Origin of the sequence: Undibacterium sp. RuTC16W (assembly GCF_049339445.1) — a bacterium.
Classification (GTDB): domain Bacteria; phylum Pseudomonadota; class Gammaproteobacteria; order Burkholderiales; family Burkholderiaceae_D; genus Undibacterium.
Genome location: NZ_JBMPPE010000001.1, coordinates 810,126 through 828,513, shown reverse-complemented (window position 1 = coordinate 828,513; position 18,388 = coordinate 810,126). Strand labels below are relative to the sequence as shown.

Genomic DNA, 18,388 nt, shown 5'->3' with positions numbered 1-18,388 from the left:
AATAAAAAAGGTGAACATACCGATAAGCATGTTCACCTTTTTCATATCCTGGTCAGTAACAGTTACAAATAATCGCTTACTGACCTCATCAAGCTGTCTAAATCATCTGAACATCAATCTTGCAAGGTCATCAAACTGGCGTTTCCGCCAGCTGCGGTTGTATTCACACACAAGGCTCGTTCAGCGACCAGGCGCCATAAAGGAGCTTCAGTCTCTTCATGCATCTCGATTACAGAGACGATAGCGCCGTTCTGAGCTGCGAAGACAGGTTTGTAGTGTCCCAGGAGGTTGCCTTCAACTAAAGCGAACTGGAGCTCTTCCTGACCCGCTTCTGCCTGAGTGATTAAATCACGAACTTCTGCCGGTAAGCCAGATGGCAGAATTGCCAAGGTTTGTGCAGGCAAAACGGGGGTATTGCCTGTTGCCAGCAATGCTGCAATTTGATTTAGCAGACAATTCACACTACTTGCCGCACAAAATACCTTGCCGCGTGGTGCGAATGACAAGGTATTGCGCTCGCCAGTTGGTCCTGGCAATACCAAAGTAATTTTGTAAGGACTGGCGTGTGCATAGTGATCGGCGAGTTCGGCGATCTTTTCGTGACCATGTGTTTTAGCCCAGACCAAGAGTGCTTCTAACGCTGATGGTGATTGACGCTCATATACGGTATGCCCGCCAAGATTGCCGGAAGGATTTTTTTGTAAGCGTTTCAGATACAGAGGGCCGCCTGCTTTTGGTCCTGTGCCAGATTTACCTTCACCGCCAAAGGGCTGCACGCCGACAACAGCACCGACGATATTGCGGTTCACATAAATATTGCCGACATGCGCACGTGAACTGATGAAGTTGATCGTTTCATCGATACGGGAGTGAATGCCTAATGTGAGTCCAAAGCCAGTCGCATTAATACTGTCGATCAATTGTGGTAACTGATCACGCTGATAGCGCAGGATATGTAGCACCGGACCAAATACCTCTTTAGTTAATTCAGATAATGACTGAATCTCGACGACAGTCGGTGCAATAAAGGTACCCTTATTGCAGGATTCTGCAAGGTTTAGTGAATAACTTGCTGTGGCTTTTTGTTTGATCTGATCAATGTGCGCTTGCAGTGCTTTCTGTGCGTCTGCATCGATAACCGGTCCGATATCAATGGCGAGCTGATCAGGTTTGCCGATACGCAGTTCTTGCATGGCGCCTTTTAGCATCTCTATGGTTTTGTCCGCGATATCTTCTTGCAGACAAAGTACACGCAAGGCAGAGCAACGCTGGCCTGCGCTGTCAAATGCCGATGAAATAACATCATTGACGACTTGCTCTGGTAAAGCACTGCTGTCCACAATCATCGCATTCTGCCCACCTGTTTCTGCAATCAGCGGAATGTCAATGTTTTCTGCGACTGAGCGTTTAGTCAAGGTGCGGTTGATGATCTGTGCGATTTCCGTAGACCCTGTAAAAATCACGCCTTTGACACGGCTATCGGCAACCAGTTGCGCACCAACGACTTCGCCTGTACCGGGCAAGAATTGTAAAGCACCGCGTGGTATGCCAGCCTCATGTAAAAGCTGGATTGCGCGATAAGCGATGACCGGTGTTTGCTCCGCTGGTTTTGCCAGAACCACGTTACCGGCCGCCAGAGCGGCACTGACTTCACCGATAAAAATCGCCAGAGGAAAATTCCACGGGCTAATACAAACGACAGGGCCAAGTGCGAGGGTATTCGGTAAGTGTTCTACTTGCGCTGGGTAATAACGTAAAAAATCCACTGCTTCACGTACTTCTGCCAAAGCATTCGGTAAGGATTTACCTGCTTCGCGAATTGCTAAGGCCATAAAATCCAGGGTGTGCGCTTCCAGCAAATCGCCCGCTTTTTTCAGGATAGCTGCGCGTTCTGAAGGGGCTGCCGTTTGCCAGTCAATTGCATACGCTTCAGCCTGTGCCAGCGCCGTCTGTACATCTTGCACATCGGCTTCAATAACGCTACCGACAATATCTTGATGATCGGCTGGATTAATCACAGCGCGGGCCAGGCTTGCTGAGACCTGACCTTGTAATAAAGGCTGTGCCTGGATTTGGATTTGACTAGCCTGAATAAAATGACGACTGATTTTTTGCAATTCAATCTCATTACTGAAATCCAGGCCGGAAGAATTTTTACGCTCTAGACCGAATAAATCCCTAGGTAAATTGATCCCTGTATGTGGAACTCCGCCCAGTTTTTTTGCTACGTCAATCGGATCGGCAATCAGCGATTCAATTGAGACAGCTTCATCGACAATCTGATTCACGAAAGAAGAATTAGCACCGTTTTCCAGTAAGCGGCGCACCAGATAAGCGAGCAAAGTCTGATGCGATCCGACAGGGGCGTAAATACGGCAAGGCTTATTGAGTTTGTCTTTACCGACGACCTGATCATACAAAGTTTCGCCCATGCCATGCAAGCACTGGAACTCATAATCGGTGATACCGGCTTTTTGCGCCCAGGTATAAATCGCAGAGAGCGTCAATGCATTATGCGTAGCGAATTGCGGATAAATGACCTCAGTCGCTGTCAGCAATTTTTGTGCGCAGAACAGGTAGGATAAGTCCGTGTAGACTTTCCGTGTATAGACAGGAAAGCCGCTCATACCATCGACTTGCGCACGCTTGATCTCGGCATCCCAATAGGCGCCTTTTACCAGACGCACCATGAACTTACGGCCACTACGGCGAGCCAGATCAATCAGATAATCGATCACATACGGACAACGTTTTTGATACGCCTGTACGACAAAACCGATACCGTCAAATCCAGCTAATTCCGGATCGAATGCTAATGCCTCCATCAGATCAAGAGACAATTCAAGGCGATCCGTTTCTTCAGCATCGATGTTCAAGCCGATGTTGTATTGCTTGGCGAGCAGTACCAGATTTTTGAGAATCGGTAATAGTTCATTCAAGGTACGTGATTTTTGTGCGCGTGAATACCGTGGATGCAAGGCGGATAGTTTGACTGAAATACCCGGGCCATCTTTGATGCCACGACCATTTGATGCCTTGCCGATGGCATGAATCGCGGTCTCGTAGGATTTCAGATAAAACGCCGCATCATGTGCAGTCAGTGCTGCTTCCCCCAGCATATCGTAGGAATAGCGATAGCCGCGCTTCTCGTTGTCCTGACTATTTTTGATCGCTTCCTGTATCGTCTGACCGGTAACGAATTGATTGCCCAGCATACGCATGGCGAGGTCCACACCTTTGCGTATCAAAGGTTCTCCGCCTTTGGCGATCAGGCGTGTCAGCGCCGAACCTAAACCCTGTTCGCTATTTGTACTGACCAGCTTACCGGTTACCAGCAGACCCCAGGTTGCCGCGTTGACGAATAAGGACGGTGATTCACCCAGATGTTTTGCCCAGTCACCTTTGCTGATTTTGTCTGCAATCAGGCGATCCGCGGTCTGATGATCGGGAATACGCAATAAGGCTTCTGCCAGGCACATCAAGGCAACGCCCTCTTCGGACGATAAAGAAAACTCATGCATCAGCGCATCAACGCCTGATGCACGGGTACGCTGTTGTCGTACCGAACTCACAAGTTGATGCGCTAATTGATGCACTGTCTGTTGCGAATCAGAATGTGGATTAATATGTGCAAGTAAATATTGGACTGCATTGACTTCGTCGCGGCGGTATACTTCAGTAATTGCCGTTCTTAATGCAGTTTGTTCTGGAAGAATTTCGGCTTGTAATTGCTGGAAAGGTGTCTGGGCAGGCATAGAGGTCTGAGTGAGATTCATATAATTTTTATCAAAACAAATTTGATTTGATTGTATAGATGAACGTAGATGATTAATTCTGGAAATATCAAGGTATATCGGAATTTTCTATTTTGTGAGAAAATTACACCGAATTTTATTAACCACTACTCTGACTTCTTATGCTCGACAAAATCAGTAAAAGAATTCTGGCCGAATTACAAAATGACGGCCGCATCAGTAACGTAGAACTAGCGACCCGGGTCAACCTGTCCCCCGCCGCTTGTCTTGAGCGTGTGCGTAAATTACAAGAGTCCGGCTACATCCTGGGCTACACCGCACAACTGAATCCACATTTGCTTGATGTTGCCCTGCTGGTGTTCATCGAAGTGGTATTGGACAGAACGACACCCGATGTTTTCGATGCCTTCAAGCGTGGCGTGCAAGCGATTCCCGAAGTTCTGGAATGCCACATGGTCGCCGGTGGTTTTGATTATCTGGTCAAGGCCCGTGTCAAAGACATGAACGCTTATCGCGACTTCCTCGGTAAATCTCTTCTCCAATTGAATGGAGTGCGCGAGACGCATACTTATGCGGTGATGGAAGAAGTCAAAAATACGACCAATCTGCCGATTCGCTGATCAGGCATCACCAGATATTGTTGATTAAAAACTGAGCATCAAAGCAGTAATCAAAAAGGAACTCCCGGGCAGCGAGTTCCTTTTTATTAGGACTTACGCAAAACGAATCCGCAAGCGGAGTGCGCCTGCTGGCACGAAAAACCTCTGGAAGCCTCATCCAGCCTGCGGATTCGTTTTTTAGGAACTTCTAAAAGCGATTGAATCGATATCTTATGGAGCCGCTTACGCCTGCTTTTTTTCTGTATCTCCGTGTCTCTGTGGTGAGAGGTCTTGGTTTTTAAGTAAGCTCTATTCATGTAATTTTTAATCTGGCAGTTTTTAGAAGTTTCCTTTTGTGTCAGTCCTGTTTATTGATGTGATGTTTGTTGAGACCCATTGCCTATAAAGCATAAAGGTTGAAAGATGGAAAGCCGTCTGAGTCGTCTTGAAGCTGTACAAGTCATGGTGCTGGAAATCGGTCAGATTTCTAACCACTGCAACAATATCAATGAATTTTTACATGCGGTGCATCAGGCGCTGAGCCGTATTATGTACGCGGCGAATTTCTATGTTGCCTTATACAAGGCAGAGCAAAACAGCATTCAGTTTGCCTATCATGTCGATGAATTCGACCCCTCTCCGGACCCGGCAATTCCCGTTATTTTAGAATCGCCTGAGGCGTCGCCCACTGCCTGGGTGATCTATCATCGTCAGCCCCTGATTATGACAGCCGAAGAAGACGCCGCTCAAGAGGCTGCCGGAAATTCCTGGGGTAGCGGCGCCCGGGCTGAGCACTGGATGGGTTATCCTTTGCTGGATCACGAAAAAAAATCCCTGGGTGCTTTAGTTATTCAAAGCTATGACACCGAACATACTTTTAGTCAGGAAGATCAGGCGCTGTTCGGCCTCATCGCCAATCATGTATCAAATGCCTTGCAAGGATTTCAGAGTGTAGATCGCCTGGAGCGTGCGGTACAGGAACGTACCGCGTTACTGGCACACGAGGTCGCAGAGAGACGACGTACCGAGACCTTGCAACGGGCTTTGTATCAGATCGCCGAATTGTCTTTTTCTGTAGCAGACCCGAATAGTCTGTATGCCGAATTACATCAGATCATTGGTCAGCTACTGGTGGCGCGGAATTTTATGATTGCGCTGTATCATCAGGACACGGAAGAAATCAGTATTCAGTATTTTGTCGATGAAAAGGATGAACATCCATCGATGAAGCGTTTCCCGCTGGGGGTCGGGATGACCTCGTTTGTAATTCATTGCGAACATGCCCAGTTGATCGACAAGACGCGTCTGGCTGAATTAGTCGCCGGTGGCCAGATCAGGCAAGCTCTGGGCAATATGGAGTTATACAGCTGGATGGGCGCGCCCATCCTTGCTAATGATCACGTCCACGGTGTGATTGTGGTGCAAAGTTATGATCCGCATATTTTGTACAGCGAGACCGATCTCGAATTACTTGCCTTCGTCGCCAGCCATGTTGCAGTAGCTGTTACCCGTCTTGAGGCCGACCGCGAAATGCGCGATGCCAAAGCCCGTCTGGAAGAACAAAACACCACGCTGAACGAGGCGCTGCTTGCGCTACAAGAAGCTCAGTCAGAATTAGTCAGACAAGAAAAACTCGCGTCCCTGGGACGCCTGGTTGCGGGTGTTGCGCATGAAATTAATACCCCGCTGGGCATCTGCGTCACAGCAACCAGCCATCTGGTTGACGAGCTCAAGCTCACGCGCAAAGACATGGCAGCCGATACCATGACACAAGAGAGTCTGGAGGAGTTTCTGGATATCGTCGATCAATCGCTGCGTATTTTGACCAGCAATACCCGGCGTGCCGCCACGCTGGTGCGCAGTTTCAAGCAAGTGGCGGTTGACCAGACATCGAACGACAAACGGCTGTTTCAGTTAAAAACGTATCTCGACGAAGTCCTGCTCTCTTTGCAGCCCAAGCTCAAAGGGCGACCTATCCTCGTTGAGATTGATTGTCCTGAAGAGATACGTCTCGACAGTTATCCGGGCGCCATATCTCAGGTGGTAACGAATCTCCTGATGAACTCAATACACCATGCTTTTGAGAATAATGCCGAGGGACAGATAAGGATTACCGCAGAAGCCGATGGCAGCAATTTAAAATTCGATTACACCGACAACGGCATCGGTGTCGATCAGGATGGACTAGATAAATTATTTGATCCGTTCTACACCACCAAACGTGGCCAAGGAGGTAGCGGTCTCGGTACGCATATCATTTATAACCTGATTACCGGCGTGCTTGGCGGAACGGTCAAGGCAAGTAGCCAGCCAGGCAGCGGATTAAGTTATCAGATACGCTTTCCGATGGTGGCAAAAAATTCCGTCAAACCGGCGTAGGTTTTAGGCCGTCATATTTTGTCTGAACTAGTCTGGAAAGCGCAGATTAATTTCTATGGCTTTATCAATATTCGCTATCATCAATTCAACAAAAACAGGATCGAGATGCGTACCGCTAACCTCGCGCAAATGTTGCACCACCTGATCGATAGGCCATGCAGGTTTATAGACCCGCGCATGCATCAGTGCATCGAATACATCGGCCACAGCAACGATACGTGCATAGAGATGAATTTCATTACCTGCCAGACCTTGCGGATAGCCAGAGCCATCAAATTTTTCATGATGCTGATACGCGATAATCGCGGCAGCTTTCAGGATGGGGCGCTGTGAACCATCCAGTATCGACATGCCGACTTGCGGATGCATTTTCATGATGTTCCACTCATCGAGATTGAGTTTGCCAGGCTTGAGTAACACCGCATCCGGCGTGGCGATTTTACCGATGTCATGCATCGGTGCGGCTTGCTTTAAGACGCCCGCTTCTTCCGCCGACATCCCCGAGCTAAGTCCTAGTAAATAGCAGACTTCGGCCATGCGTCGTACATGATTGCCCGCTTCATGTGAACGTGATTCGACCACATCACCCAGTCGCATGATCAGTTCACCCTGCGTGTCGCTGATCTCTTGATTCAACAAGATATTGTCAAACGCAATCGCAACACCGGAGGAAAAAACCTCAAGCAATTTTGCGTCAATTTCGCCGACTTGTTCCACACCCTTTAACACCAATAAAGACGCTTTGCCGCTGCTATTCGGGAAGTAACCGACATACACGTCTCCATACAAACGCGAGATACGGTTGACCGTGGCATCATTTAATTGAGTCAGTAAATCCTGACTGAACAACTGGTGGTCATCATCAAAATTACCGATCTTGGCAAGTACCTCATAACTTTGCTGACCCGAGATGCCACTGGCTCCACGCAAGCGCAATAACATACTCTGCTCCAAACGTAATAACGCAACGACTTGCTGTAGCAAACCGTTTGCAAAATCATGCAGATTACGTTGCTGAAAAATATGTGCCGACGCTTCGATGACACGTTCCAGGCCTTCGCGGTAGGTCGCCTGGAAGCGGCGTGCTTCTTCGACTTGCATAATGTCGCGATACGCACGCAGGGCAGCGAAGGTAGTGGTGAATAACTTTGTACGATCAAGTTCGGTTTTTTCTTTATAGTCATTGATGTCGTAATTCACAATGACGCTTTCCTCCGGTGCTTGTCCGGGCTGACCGGTGCGCAAGACGATGCGGGTGAACTGGTTGCCCAGATCCTGACGCATCCAGCGGGCTACTTCTAATCCGGCGTCATCGCTTTCCATCACAACATCCAGAAACACCAGCGCAATATCTGTTTCCTTGCTCAACACAGCTTTGGCCTCGGGTCCGTTATACGCATGCAGGAATTGTAAGGAGCGGCCGTCCAGCCGGAAGCGGCTCAAGGTCAGCTTGGTGACATCATGAATGTCCGGCTCGTCATCAACAAGCAGAACTTTCCAGGGAGGGAGTTTGGACGACGATTGCAAGAATGCCATACGGATCAATCCTTGTTACGCAGAACGTAAGTGAAAAGAACGGTGAAGAATTTTTGATGCTCTTAACTGCTTGAACGCAAGCCTCAATATAACAAAGATTGTGTGTCCATAAATCATTCGCTGCGCAATCATGTCATGAAAATTTAATAAGTCCGTCACGAACCAGTCACACAGCCTTGTTACAGTCTCGGTTTTTCACACTAGCCGGATGGACGACATGACACGCAGACCCTTCTACGCCGCTGGAATCAGCGTCGCAATCAGCACTTTGATCGCTGCCTGCAGCAGCAATACTCCCGTCACAGAACCCGTCGCCGATGCGCCAAAAAACGTGATCTTCTTCCTGGGTGATGGCATGGGTATGACCACCATGACAGCAGCGCGTATCTACTCGGTCGGTGAAGACGGTGAACTCACCATGGACACATTGCCTGAAACAGCGTTTGTTAAAACTTTCTCTAACGACGCACAGGTCACGGATAGCGCACCGTCCATGTCAGCTTACATGACCGGCGTAAAGATGAACAACGAAGTGTTGTCGATGTCGCCCGACACACTGGCAATTGATCCGCTGGTAGACGCAAACGGGAATAAGCTGGTCAACAACTGCGGTACCAAGAACGGCACACCCGCAACCACCTTGCTCGAGCTGGCGAAAGCAAAAGGCTTGTCCACGGGCGTCGTCACGACAACACGCGTGACGCATGCAACACCGGCTGCGACCTACTCCCACATCTGCCATCGCGATCTGGAAAACGATATTGCAGCAGCGGCAGTACCTGGCGGTACTGGTTACAACACCGCATTAGGCACAACCGGCCTGGACGTGTTGCTGGGCGGTGGTAAGCAATTTTTTACTCCGTTTAAAGATGGCGGCAAGCGTTCTGACGGACGTGATCTGGTCGCTGAAATGAAGGCAAAAAATTACGCCTACGCCAGCAACAGCACAGAATTCAATGCGATTGACGGTACCAAGACGGACAAATTATTTGGTTTGTTTACCTCCAGTCATATGAGCTATGACCTCGACCGTGATCCTGCTAAAGAACCTAGTCTGGCCGAAATGACGACTAAGGCTATGGATGTCCTGGCAAAAAATTCTAAAGGTTATTTCCTGATGGTCGAAGGTGGTCGTATCGATCATGCCCTGCATGAAACAACCGCGAAAAAAGCATTGCAAGACACCGTCGCTTTTGATAACGCCATCAAAGCCGCGATTGCGAAAGCCAAGATTGCTGACCCTGACCTGAAAAATACCCTCATCGTTGTCACCGCTGACCATGATCACACTCTGGTATTGAACGGTTACGCCAAGCGTACAGGCAAGACTGCCGCCGACAATCCTGGCGTGCTCGGTGTAGTGAAAAACTATGTCACCGGTGTTCCTGACAAAGATCTGGATGGTGCGCCATATTCCATCATCGGTTTTGGTAACGGTGAAAATCGCACACAGGGCAGCCGTTCTACCATGGCCAGCCTCGATGAAACCGTGACCAGCGCCAACACCTACCATCAGGAAGCGGTTGTGCGTGTTGCGGTCGGTAGCGAAACGCATGGCGGTACCGACGTCTTCCTCGGCGCGATTGGCAAAGGCTCAGACACCTTCCTCGGCACGATCGATAACACCAAGGTATTCACTCTGGTCAAAACGGCCTCTGGTCTGTAATCGGTCCGCACATATTAAGAATTGGAAAACACCATGAAACACACACTCAAGTTCTCTTTGCTGGGACTGGCTCTGGCCTCCGCATTCGCCAACACGTCTGCTTATGCAGCAGGCGAAGCCAAGAACATTATTTTCTTCCTTGGCGACGGCATGGGCCCGTCCACGGTTACGGCATCCCGCATCTACAAATACGGTGAAGACGGTAGCCTGAATATGGACAAGCTGGAGCGTACAGCACGTATCAAGACATATTCAAACGATGCGCAAACTACTGACAGCGCACCGTCAATGGCCGCGTATATGACTGGCGTCAAGATGAACAACGAAGTCATCTCCATGTCAGCAGACACGGTTGCTACGCCTCCGTCCAAAGATGCGAACGGCAATCTCGGCATCAATAACTGCGCAGCTACAGGTAACGGCGTTTCGGTCGCAACGATTCTCGAACTCGCTAAAGCCAAAGGCAAAGCAGTCGGCTCAATCACGACCACAGAGTTGACACATGCAACACCGGCTGCGACTTACTCTCACATTTGCAACCGTAACGCGCAATATGCGATTGCTGCGCAGGCAGTACCCGGTGGAGCGGGTTACAACACGGCACTGGGCGACGGTGTCGATGTGTTGATGGGTGGTGGCCGTAATCACTTTCTGCCTTACGATGCGGCGACCAGCATAAGTAAATTAGGTCGTGTTGATGGACGCAATCTGCTGACCGAACTCGCAGCAAAAGGCTATACCGTCGCAGCAACAAAAGCGGATATGGTCGCAGCCCCAAACAACAAAAAATTCATCGGTCTGTATAGCAGTAAAAGCCATCTGGAATATGAACTCGACCGCTCTGCGACACCACCGGTAGGCGAAGGTGCAACACAGCCAAGCCTGGCAGAGATGACGACCAAAGCCATGGATCTGTTATCGCAAAATACCAACGGTTATTTCCTGATGGTAGAAGGTGGCCGTATTGATCACGCCCTGCATGGCACGAATGCCAAGCGCGCGCTGGTTGACACGATCGCATTTGACGACGCGATTAAAGCCGCACTCGATAAAGCAAAACTGACTGACCCGACACTGGCAAATACCCTGATCGTTGTTACTGCTGATCATGACCACACTCTGGCATTCAACGGTTACGGCAAGCGTGGCAATCCAATTCTGGATATCAACCGCAACTACAAAGACGGCACGCCAAGTCTGGATGCGGATGGCAATACCTACACAACACTGGTATTCGGCAACGGTCCCAACCGTCCTAACCTGCGCACCAGCCTCGATAGCGCCACCGTATTGGCAGATAACTATCTGCAAGAAACCGGTGTGCGTCTGGCCAGCGAAACGCACGGTGGCGGCGATGTAAAATTGTTTGCAACCGGTGCTGGTGCCAAAGTATTTAAAGGCACACTGGACAATACCAAGGTCTTCGGTTTGTTGAAGTCTGCGTTTGGTTTCTAAGTTCTTGTTAGTCTGATCTTTGCGGTCATAAAAGCCGCTTGGACAATAAGGTGAGCCTCAAAACCTGGGCTCACCTTTCGTTTTTTGAAAGATAAGTATGAAATCCGTATCGAAGGTCTCTGAATTATTGTTAGCAAGTATCACTGCGTTGTTTATTCTGTCCACTCCCCCGGTGCAGGCTGCACCTTTTCCACCAGCGGTACCAGGTACACAGAGCGCCGCTGCGCCGGATCTCGACCTGACTATTCAGTATTACAGCAAAGTATTGACCGCTGAAGGTGTTACACGCGAGGCGCGTTATGAAGAGAAAATGTTACGTCGCCCTGGTCATGTCTGGGTTGTCCGTGTCTTGCCAAAAAATGCGATGGAATCTCATGACGACGACAAGACGGTAAGCAAGAAAAAAGTCGCGTTGAGCACAGCACCGGCTAGCAGTGCGACAGAACATAAGCATTTCAATCATGTCGTAATTCCACGTCATGTCATCCTCGAGAATAACAAAGTCCGGGTTGAATACGTCGACGCACATAGTAAAGATGTCGTCGCAATTCCACCGTCCGAATATGAGAATGTAAATTTCGACGGTTCCTGGGACAATAGTTTTTACCTGCTGGATCCCAAGCTGGTTCAAACGATTCCGTACTCTGCGCAAGTCTCCGCCGTAGCGGGTGCGCGCTGGCGTGAACGTGAAAAAAATGGTGTTTATCAGCGCGTATTGTGGGATGAGAAAAAACAGATTCCTCTGGTGATCGAGAGTGGCGACAAGGCAGCAACATTTTATCGTCGCGTTGACGTTAAGCCGCTTGCGACGCTGACACGTGAATTACCCTGGCAGAATTTGAAAGGGTATGCGCAAAAAGAGTATTCGGATTTTCTTGATTGATGTCCGGTTTGGCATGAGCGCCCCGCGTCTGTCGTGAGCGCGGGGCTTTTTTTTGCGATTTACTGCGCTTCCATCCAGCTGAAATACAAATCTCTGGCGCGCGTTGCGACCGGACCGATGGCTAAGCTGCGATCCTCGTAGCGAATGCAGGGCGTTACCTTGCCGTAGTTCCCGGTATTGAATATTTCGGTCGCCGTCAATAATTCTTCCGTTGTCACGCTGCGTTCGATAACCTGCGTGCCATCGTTTTTCAGCAAGTCAATCACGCGTGCACGGGTGATGCCAGATAAAAAACTGCCATTCGCAACTGGCGTAACGACTTCGCCGGATTCCGTCACCAAAAAGATGTTTGCCGTTGCAAATTCCGCGACCTTGCCGTGACTGTCGCAGACCACGGCATTATCAAATCCCCGCTCCTTGGCTTCACGCAGTGCCTTGGTTGAGTTCGGGTATAAACACGAGGCTTTTGCATCAGTTGGTGCCATGCTGGGGTCTGGCCGGCGCAAGGCAGACAGACAGGCCGAGAATCCTGAGAACGGTGGCAAAGGCGCATCAAACAGCGTCAGCGCAAAACTCGACTGATCTGCATCGGGAATCAGCAAACCGTCGGTACCAAAGACCAGCGGACGGATGTACAGCTCCGCATCAGCGGGAAATTGTCTGATCCCGTCGCGGCATAAGGCTTCAAGCTCATCAACGTGGTAGGGACAATGCAGGCCAAGACGCTGCGCCGATTGCACCACGCGCGCCAGATGCAGCCGCAGATCCGGCGTCTTACCGCGGATAGCGCGGGCACCGTCAAACACGCTGGATCCCAGCCATACAGCATGATCCATTGCGCCAAACAGGGGCGTATTGCCCTCGCTCCAGCTACCTTTGAAATAAGTGAGATACATAAATGGTCCTTTGTGATGAACGTCGTTGCGGCAGATGTTTATATGAAATGTATTATCCAGCCTATATGTTAACAATGTTAACAGAGCCTGACATGTGGGCAGAATGGCTTGCCTGCAATAAGTAGTGCATTTATTTCTAATATTTTTAATCCGTACCCGCTTTGTTTACGCGGTTCACAGACGCTTTTCACGCCATGAGGCCTATGGATATTGCGGATTAGGTTTTAGAGAACGTTTAAAAAACTTTGAACCGATATTTTACGGACCCGCTTACTCTCGCACTCCTGCCTTTTCTCCGTATCTCTGTGTCTCTGTGTCTCTGTGTCTCTGTGGTGAGAGGTCTTGTTTTTGTATAAGTCCGTCGATGTGATTTTTTAATTTGGAGGTTTTTAGAACCCCCTAATCCGTATCCGCTTTGTTTATGAGGCTCACAGACGCTTTTTGCTTGGAAAAGCGCATGAATACTGCGGATTCATTCCCGAGTATCACCTGTCTGCAGCGGCTATACTGCATAAATAGCCTCATTCTTTTTGCATTGGTGTATATTCCGCTCCCACACCATTTTTACCCGGACAGGACAAGCACATGCTGATCATCACGATTAAACAAGGCAAGGAAAAAAGCATACTGCAAGGTGAGCCATGGATCTATGTGTCCATGGTGGCGCGGGTTGATGGCAAGTATGACGAAAAAATGAAAGCAGGAGCAACCGCTCTGGTCCGCTCATCATCGGGGCAATTTTTAGCCCGCGCTGCCTGGAGCCCGAAATCGCAGATACAGGCGAGGGTCTGGAGTGTTGATGAGACTGAGGCGATTGATCATGCTTTTATTAAACGGCGTGTGCAAGCGGCGCTGGCAAAACAGCCGATGCCGGTCAAAGCGGATGGCAAACAACGTCGCTTGATTAATGCAGAACAAGACGGCCTGCCAGGCCTGCTGGTCGATCATTACGGTACAGCACCGGGTTATCTGGTCTGTCAGTTTCAAGCTGCTGGTGTCGATGCATGGAAAGTCACCATCGTCAAAACCCTGATCACGGTAACGGGCTGTCCCAACGTATTTGAATACGCGGATGAGCTGGTACGCAAAGGGGAAGGATTGCCAGTAACGACGGGGGTGCTGGCAGGTGAAGAGCCGCCGGAAGAATACGATCACTAGGATGCAAAGCCTGTAAAAAACCAAGAGCGAATTCGAAAACAATGCCGTGATCAGGCAGAAACAAAAAAGGCATGCCGTAGCATACCTTTTTTCACATCATCGACTGCGTAACGCAATCACAGCATCAGAAGATGTATTCAACGCCTACGGAGAAGTTGGATACCGTTGTATCGCTGACGCCATCTACTACGCTCACCTGGCGACGTTCGTATTCAGCACGGACGTTCACGTTACTGGAGACCTGGTATGTTGCACCCAGACCAAACACGGGCTTAGCAGTGTTTTTAGTAACGGTACCTTTGATTGTGCTTGAGTTTATAGTGGATTCTGCCCGGATGTAAGCAATACCTACTTTACCGAAACCAACCCAGCCGTTTGATGGTGTACTCTTTACCACGCCAACGACATCAACACCAGTTGCTTTAAATTCTCCCGCAATACCACCTATGCTCGCAGTTGCTTTGCCTAAGGAGAAGTAACCGGCTTCAACGCCGAGGTTTTGTGTAACGTTGTAGCCACCCAGCAGTTTGACGGTTGTGTCAGACGTTTTGCAGTTAGTCACGCCAACGCAATCTGCATCTGCTTTCGCCTGACCAACGGTCGCGGCAACATAGGTTTGTGCAGAAGCAGTTGCGCTTAAAGCGATACCGGCAAGCATCAGTGCTGCAACAAGGATATTTTTCTTGATCATGTAATTCTCAATTATTTATATGATAGGTAATGGACGTACTCAGCTGGACTGAGCCACATAACGATTTGACAGAGTTACATCAAATTCCATGTCAATCTACTATTTTACTTGTTTGAGTTGTCTCTGTCGAAACTATTTCTAGACGAAAACAGTTAATTGTTGCATTACCCCACTAGCCGTAATAATTGTCTTAGCTACCTTAGCTACGTAAGCCGAACCGTTGCCGGTATTCTTTTGGCGTTACCTGAGTCCATTGTTTAAACACCTTACTCAGGCTGGACACGTCCTGATAACCGCAACGTCCGGCCAGTTCTTCGAGGGAGATTTTTGTGGTTTCCAATAAGGCTTTGGCGCGCTCTATGCGTAATTGCTGAACATATTGAGCAGGGCTGAGACCCACATTCTCTTGAAAGCGACGCAGCAGGGTGCGCTGGCTGGTATGACAATGTTCTGCCAGCTCGCCCATTAACCACGGCTGATCCAGTCGTTTATTCAGCCAGCGACGCGCCCGCTCTACGATGACATGCCCCTGATTCTGTATCATGGCACTCGCAATATACGGGGCCTGGCTATTACGGTTGGCGTCAATCACCAGCATCTTGGCGCATAGCTGACGCAAGGTTTCACCACAAAAATGAGCGACTAGCCACAGAGAGAGGTCGATATACGACGTCAGTCCCCCTGAGGACACCAGATTGCCGTCCTGCACGATTAATTCCTCGGCTTCGAGGATGACCTTGGGATACTGTTGTCGGAAATAAGCGGCCAGCCACCAGCTCGTCGTAGCGCGTTTACCATCCAGCACGCCAGTATTTGCCAGCAGACAGGTTGCCGAGCAACTCGCGATCAGCAACTTGCCCCGCGACAGGTAGTCACGCAGCGCAAGTTGCTCTTGCGTCATTAATGCGATGCGTTCGGTAATGTCATAAGCGCTTTGGTGATCAATTCCCGGCAGCATGAGAGCGTCAAGCCGCTGCCCGTCCAGTCGCTGGGTTGCAAAGCTGAGTCCATGCTGGTTTTCTATTGGCTGGTCGCGCGCACTGAGCCAGACCGGTTCCAGCCGGATCTGCTGCCCCGGCGGTCGCAACTGCATCAGGGTATTCGCAATCGAGAATACGTCACGCGGCACCACCGCGCCACTCAGAAGGCAGCCGGGATAGACCAGGATTCCGATGCGTATGATGTGCTGAGAAGGAGTCATTGGCGAATTACATCATAATTATGTCAATTGCGCCAATGGTCGTGGCGATATGCTCTGCCGATAATGTGAACTCTCATTCAATCATTACAGGAGTTCCTCATGCCTTATGTCAATGTCACGACGATTCGCGGTCTGCTCAGTTCTGAGCAAAAACAAGCTTTGATTACCCGCTTAAGCGATGCCCTGGTCGATATCGAAGGTGGCGGCAATCCTGATTTTCGTAAGATGGTATGGGTCAGTATTGACGAGCGACCACCGGAATCGTTCGCGCTGGGTGAGCTCCGGCCAGACAGTGCCTCAATTGCCCAGTTTGTGGCTTTACGCGATGCCGCAGCGAGTCAAAAATAAGTCTATCTATCTCGCCTATATACATCGATTTTTTAAGGAGCCATTGATGCCCTACTATCCTGCCTTGTCTATTTTTGTGTTGAGCTTGCTGGCGCTCTTTGTAAAAGCCAGCATCACCAGTGTCATACAGATCATCAGCCGTTTTCGTAGCCGGCGGTTTTTATTGCCAGAAGACGCTGCCTTGGCCAGAGCCACTCCGGTCGCAAGCGAGTCCGCATTTGTGCAACGTTGCGCCAATGTCTGGCGTAACGATGTGGAGAACTTGCCGTTTTTTTTAATGCTGGCACTGAGCTATGTGTTAGTCGGCGGGGAACCAGATACGGCATCAAGATTATTTGGCAGCTATGTGCTGATTCGTTACGCACATACCATCGTCTATTTGCGCGGCCTGCAACCCTGGCGTGCGATTTTGTACCTGTCCGGTATGGCGGTGTGCTGGATGATTGTGGCGGCGATTGTGTTCAGGATGATCAAGATCGCCGGATAATCATGCTCGCCTGACCGGCTTAGCATTAGCCTTGACCCTGGCTATTCTGCTGGCTACCATGAGCGCAATCATCAGGACTACGCAAAAACTAAAACCTCTACCGCAGAGACACCCAGACACAGAGAAAAAGCAGAAGTAAGCAGTTTTGTGGAATATCGATGTCAAAATGAATCCGCAAGCCGAGTGCGCCTGTTGGCACAAAATGTCTCTGCAAGCCGCATCCAGCCTGCGGTTTCAATATGTAGGGAGATCAGCAATATGTTGTTTTGCGTAAGTCCTGACGATAAAGCATCATGACCGCGGAGGAAGACAAAATGGATCAAGAAATAAATCAAAAAGCAAAACAACAAGCAGATCAGCAATTTGATGATGGTTTGAACAAGCGCAAACAAGTGATGGGCGATGCATTCGTCGATAAAGCCTTTGCGAACGCTGACGCTTTTACCGCACCGTTGCAAGAGTTCGTGACACGCAACGCCTGGGGTACCGTCTGGTGCCGAGACGGACTCGATATGAAGACCCGCAGCTTGATTACGCTCTCCATGCTGACAGCGCTCGGCCGCGCGCATGAGATTCGCGGCCATGTGCGTGGCGCTGTCAACAACGGTGCGACGATGAAAGAGATACAGGAAGTGCTGTTACACGCAAGCGTCTATTGCGGCATGCCGCTGGCGATTGATGCATTTCGCTCCGCGCAAGAAGTCTTGTCAGAAATGGGGTTGATCCCCGGCGTAGAAAAGTCTGTATGAACGAGAGCAAAGCAAAAGCGATCAATGTCGAGGGACATACTGAGCCATTTTTAATCGATGATGTCCCATGGGACGGCTATGCGCACGGCACTAGTTTTGGTTCCCGCTACAAGCAAATCGGGGAATATGGCGGCTGTCAGCGCATCGGAGTTTGCATCGAGGAGTTGGCACCTGGCATGCGCGCTTGTCCTAACCACTATCATTACCTTGAGGAAGAGCAGCTCATGGTGATGGAAGGAAGCCTGACTTTACGTCTGGGTGACAAAACCTATGTCATGTCAGCAGGCAGCTACGTGGTTTTTCCGGCGGGACAAAAATTGGGACACAGTATTTTTAATCACACAGACAAGGTCTGCCGTTATGTGTTGATCGGTGACCGCAATCCACATGATGTGATTGTCTATCCAGATAGCAACCGTGTCAGCGTGCGTTTGACTGGCGAAGGGTATGACAAAGCTGCAGTGATGGCGTATTGGGAGGGTGAAGATCCAGGTTAATTGTCTGGTCTGACAAGATCACTCAAAAATGGGCGATTTGTTTTTACTTTATTTGTCGAACTTATCTCACCAATGGGACGGAGATAAG

Annotated in this window: 15 protein-coding genes; 10 read left to right on the top strand and 5 right to left on the bottom strand. The window is 49.6% G+C overall.

The genetic code is table 11. The annotated features are described in order from the left end of the window. Positions 1–113: 113 nt before the first annotated feature. On the bottom strand, positions 114–3,776 hold the full coding sequence (gene putA / locus ACO0K4_RS03610; protein ID WP_422955225.1) for a trifunctional transcriptional regulator/proline dehydrogenase/L-glutamate gamma-semialdehyde dehydrogenase: 3,663 nt from the start codon (positions 3,774–3,776) through the stop codon (positions 114–116). 140 nt (positions 3,777–3,916) lie between these two features. Between putA and ACO0K4_RS03605 the strand changes: the two genes are divergently transcribed. Further along, on the top strand, positions 3,917–4,375 hold the full coding sequence (locus ACO0K4_RS03605) for an Lrp/AsnC ligand binding domain-containing protein (protein ID WP_262837253.1): 459 nt from the start codon (positions 3,917–3,919) through the stop codon (positions 4,373–4,375). A 402-nt stretch (positions 4,376–4,777) separates the two neighbouring features. Continuing rightward, the gene (locus ACO0K4_RS03600; RefSeq protein WP_422955224.1) at positions 4,778–6,733 is read left to right on the top strand and encodes a GAF domain-containing protein; all 1,956 of its coding nucleotides are present in this window, start codon (positions 4,778–4,780) and stop codon (positions 6,731–6,733) included. Positions 6,734–6,760: 27 nt separating this feature from the next. Here ACO0K4_RS03600 and ACO0K4_RS03595 read toward each other — a convergent pair whose 3' ends face one another. Next, positions 6,761–8,269 carry a DUF3369 domain-containing protein gene (locus tag ACO0K4_RS03595; RefSeq protein ID WP_422955223.1) on the bottom strand — a complete coding sequence of 503 codons (1,509 nt, stop codon included), beginning with the start codon at positions 8,267–8,269 and terminating at the stop codon, positions 6,761–6,763. A gap of 217 nt (positions 8,270–8,486) precedes the next feature. Here ACO0K4_RS03595 and ACO0K4_RS03590 point away from each other — a divergent pair, with 217 nt between their 5' ends. The 3 genes from ACO0K4_RS03590 (at position 8,487) to ACO0K4_RS03580 (ending at position 12,273) form a co-directional block, all read left to right on the top strand. After that, positions 8,487–9,935: an alkaline phosphatase gene (locus ACO0K4_RS03590; protein WP_422955222.1), complete on the top strand. Its 1,449-nt coding sequence runs from the start codon at positions 8,487–8,489 to the stop codon at positions 9,933–9,935. 33 nt (positions 9,936–9,968) lie between these two features. Then, the gene (locus tag ACO0K4_RS03585) at positions 9,969–11,390 is read left to right on the top strand and encodes an alkaline phosphatase (protein WP_422955221.1); all 1,422 of its coding nucleotides are present in this window, start codon (positions 9,969–9,971) and stop codon (positions 11,388–11,390) included. Between the two features lie 97 nt (positions 11,391–11,487). Beyond that, on the top strand, positions 11,488–12,273 hold the full coding sequence (locus tag ACO0K4_RS03580; RefSeq protein ID WP_422955220.1) for a hypothetical protein: 786 nt from the start codon (positions 11,488–11,490) through the stop codon (positions 12,271–12,273). A 59-nt stretch (positions 12,274–12,332) separates the two neighbouring features. On the opposite strand, the gene ACO0K4_RS03575 is transcribed toward ACO0K4_RS03580, so the two are convergent. Continuing rightward, positions 12,333–13,169: a branched-chain amino acid aminotransferase gene (locus ACO0K4_RS03575; RefSeq protein ID WP_422955219.1), complete on the bottom strand. Its 837-nt coding sequence runs from the start codon at positions 13,167–13,169 to the stop codon at positions 12,333–12,335. A gap of 585 nt (positions 13,170–13,754) precedes the next feature. Between ACO0K4_RS03575 and ACO0K4_RS03570 the strand changes: the two genes are divergently transcribed. Next, a complete protein-coding gene (locus tag ACO0K4_RS03570; protein ID WP_422955218.1) occupies positions 13,755–14,327 on the top strand; it encodes an SAM-dependent methyltransferase in 573 nt (190 codons plus the stop codon). A 124-nt stretch (positions 14,328–14,451) separates the two neighbouring features. Here ACO0K4_RS03570 and ACO0K4_RS03565 read toward each other — a convergent pair whose 3' ends face one another. Beyond that, positions 14,452–15,018, bottom strand: coding sequence for an outer membrane beta-barrel protein (locus ACO0K4_RS03565; protein ID WP_422955217.1), 567 nt, complete (start codon positions 15,016–15,018; stop codon positions 14,452–14,454). Positions 15,019–15,217: 199 nt separating this feature from the next. Continuing rightward, the gene (locus tag ACO0K4_RS03560) at positions 15,218–16,219 is read right to left on the bottom strand and encodes a GlxA family transcriptional regulator (protein WP_422955216.1); all 1,002 of its coding nucleotides are present in this window, start codon (positions 16,217–16,219) and stop codon (positions 15,218–15,220) included. Between the two features lie 99 nt (positions 16,220–16,318). Here ACO0K4_RS03560 and ACO0K4_RS03555 point away from each other — a divergent pair, with 99 nt between their 5' ends. From ACO0K4_RS03555 to ACO0K4_RS03540, 4 genes are all read left to right on the top strand, one after another. Continuing rightward, positions 16,319–16,567, top strand: coding sequence for a tautomerase family protein (locus ACO0K4_RS03555; RefSeq protein ID WP_422955215.1), 249 nt, complete (start codon positions 16,319–16,321; stop codon positions 16,565–16,567). A gap of 46 nt (positions 16,568–16,613) precedes the next feature. Continuing rightward, positions 16,614–17,054, top strand: a complete 441-nt coding sequence (locus ACO0K4_RS03550) for an MAPEG family protein (RefSeq protein ID WP_422955214.1) — start codon at positions 16,614–16,616, stop codon at positions 17,052–17,054. Between the two features lie 314 nt (positions 17,055–17,368). Further along, positions 17,369–17,803 (top strand): 4-carboxymuconolactone decarboxylase, encoded by a 435-nt coding sequence (gene pcaC / locus ACO0K4_RS03545; RefSeq protein WP_422955213.1) that lies wholly within the window; start codon positions 17,369–17,371, stop codon positions 17,801–17,803. Continuing rightward, entirely contained in the window at positions 17,800–18,300 is a 501-nt protein-coding gene (locus ACO0K4_RS03540) for a cupin domain-containing protein (RefSeq protein ID WP_422955212.1), read from the top strand. The genes pcaC and ACO0K4_RS03540 overlap by 4 nt, the downstream gene beginning before the upstream one ends. The last annotated feature ends 88 nt before the right edge of the window (positions 18,301–18,388 follow it).